Genomic DNA, 2366 nt, shown 5'->3' with positions numbered 1-2366 from the left:
ACGGCGTGCCTTCCTCGATCGTCAATTGATAGAGCGACAGATGCTCGGCCGCTTCATCGATCGCGAGACGCAGTTCATCGGCCCACATCGCCGGCGTCTGGTCGGGGCGGGCGTAGATCAGGTCGAACGAATAACGGTCGAACGAGCGGCGCGCGATGGCGACGGCATCAAGCGCTTCGCGCGCGCTGTGCATGCGGCCGAGCGCCTTCAGCGAAGCATCGTCGAGCGCCTGCACGCCGAGCGAGACGCGGTTGACGCCGGCGGCGCGATAGCCGGCGAAGCGCGTGGCCTCGACGCTGGTCGGGTTTGCTTCCAGCGTGACTTCGGCGTCCTTCGCCACCGTCCAGTGCTTGCCGATCGCATCGAGCACGGCGCCGACGGTCGCAGGCTGCATCAGCGACGGCGTGCCGCCGCCGAGAAAGATCGAGGTGACCTCGCGGCCGGGCGCGCGCTGCGCGGTCGTTTCGATCTCGCGCGCGAAGGCGGAGGCGAAGCGCGCTTCGTCGATCGCGGCGTGGCGGACATGGCTGTTGAAGTCGCAATAGGGGCACTTCGACAGGCAGAACGGCCAGTGCACGTAGACGCCGAAGGCTTCCTTAGCGCGGCTCAAGGCAGATCTCCGCCAGTTTCACGAAGGCACGGGCGCGGTGCGACAGGCCAAGGCCAAGCGGCGGCAGCCCGTGCTTCTCGATGCTTTCCATCTCGCCGAAAGTACGGCTGTGGCCGTCGGGCAGGAACATCGGATCGTAGCCGAAGCCGGCGGTGCCGCGCGGCGGCCAGACCAGCGTGCCGTCGACGCGCGCCTCGACCTCGTCGAGATGATCGTCGGGCCAGGCGACGCAGAGCGCGGAGACGAAATGCGCCTTGCGCTTGTCGGGCGTGGTCGCGCCGCGCTCCTGCAACAGGCGCTCGATCCGCGTCATCGCCGCGGTGAAATCCTTGGTCGGCCCGGCCCAGCGTGCGCTGTAGATGCCGGGCGCGCCGTCGAGCGCGTCGACCACGATGCCGGAATCATCGGCGAAGGACGGAAGCTTGGTCGCCCGCGCCGCCGCGATCGCCTTGATCGCGGCGTTGCTGCGGAAATCGTTGCCGGTCTCGTCGGGCTCGGCAAGGCCGAGATCGCCGGCCGACACCGCCTCGATGCCGTAAGGCGCCAAAAGCTCCTTCATCTCGGCGAGCTTGCCGGGATTGTGGGTGGCGATGACGAGCTTTCCGGTGATTCGGCGGTGCATGGGCCTATTGACTACGCGACAGCCAGTTTCTGCAAGTCCACGAGCCGCGCGATACCCTTCTGGGCCAGCGCCATCAGCGCGAGGAACTCGTCTTGTGTGAACGGTTCGCGTTCCGCGGTGCCCTGCACCTCGATGATGCGGCCGTCGCCGGTCATGACGAAATTGGCGTCGGTCTGGGCTTCCGAATCCTCGGCATAGTCGAGGTCGAGCACCGGGGTGCCGTTGTAGATGCCGCAGGAGATCGCGGCGACGTTGTCGCGCAGCACGTTGGCCTTGACCATGTTGCGCGCCTTCATCCAGTTGACGCAATCGGCGAGCGCGACCCAGGCGCCGGTGATCGAGGCCGTGCGCGTGCCGCCGTCGGCCTGGAGCACGTCGCAATCGACCGTGATCTGGCGCTCGCCGAGCGCTTCGAGATTGATGATGGTGCGAAGCGAGCGGCCGATCAGGCGCTGGATCTCGACGGTACGGCCGCTCTGCTTGCCGGCGGAGGCCTCGCGGCGGGTGCGTTCCGAGGTCGCGCGCGGCAGCATGCCGTATTCGGCGGTGACCCAGCCGCGGCCCTGGCCCTTCAGCCACGGCGGCAGGCGGTCCTCCAACGTGGCGGTGACCAGCACATGGGTGTCGCCGAATTTCACCAGGCAGGAGCCTTCCGCATATTTGACCACGCCGCGCTCCAATGTCACGGGGCGCAATTCGTCGGGCGCACGGCGGCTTGGCCGCATGGGAAATCCTCCAAAACTCACGGGAATAGGCTGTTCGCGGTGCTTGTAGGTGGGGTGAGGGTGAGCGGCAAGGCCTTTTCGGTCCCCAGGCAACTGTCGAGCAAGTGCAAGACCACGCTTGTCATGGACCTCCCGGATGGACAAATTACAAGCATCTGAGAGGAGTTGCCGTCTGTGGCCCATCACGATCCGATCCATCTGATCGCGCCGCGCGCAGGCCTCGCCCAGCTGAATGAGCGGTCCCGCGACATCTTTCGTCAGATTGGCGAAAGCTATCTCGCGACCGGCGAGCCGGTGGGCTCGCGGAACCTCTCACGCCTGATCGCGATGCCGCTGTCGCCGGCCTCGGTCCGCCCCGCCAGGGCCGACCTGGAACAGCTCGGCCTGATCTATGCCCCTCCTACGTACG

The 2366-nt window shown here is 66.9% G+C and carries 3 protein-coding genes and 1 pseudogene; 1 reads left to right on the top strand and 3 read right to left on the bottom strand.

Annotated features, from left to right (window positions below; all coding sequences use genetic code 11):
• The 3 genes from AC1D00_RS36825 to rph all read right to left on the bottom strand — a co-directional run.
• On the bottom strand, positions 1 to 610 hold a 610-nt coding region (locus AC1D00_RS36825; RefSeq protein ID WP_477014048.1), incomplete at its 3' end, for a coproporphyrinogen-III oxidase family protein.
• Positions 597 to 1232 carry an RdgB/HAM1 family non-canonical purine NTP pyrophosphatase gene (gene rdgB, locus AC1D00_RS36820; protein ID WP_477014047.1) on the bottom strand — a complete coding sequence of 212 codons (636 nt, stop codon included), beginning with the start codon at positions 1230 to 1232 and terminating at the stop codon, positions 597 to 599. The genes rdgB and AC1D00_RS36825, both read right to left, overlap by 14 nt.
• An 11-nt stretch (positions 1233 to 1243) precedes the next feature.
• Positions 1244 to 1957, bottom strand: a complete 714-nt coding sequence (rph, locus tag AC1D00_RS36815; protein ID WP_135178667.1) for a ribonuclease PH — start codon at positions 1955 to 1957, stop codon at positions 1244 to 1246.
• Between the two features lie 174 nt (positions 1958 to 2131).
• Between rph and hrcA the strand changes: the two are divergent.
• Positions 2132 to 2366 (top strand): annotated as a pseudogene (gene hrcA / locus AC1D00_RS36810) (heat-inducible transcriptional repressor HrcA); the annotation flags it as partial.

It is taken from the genome of Bradyrhizobium sp. P2_E8, assembly GCF_056403875.1.
This window is presented reverse-complemented; position numbering and strand designations above follow the sequence as displayed.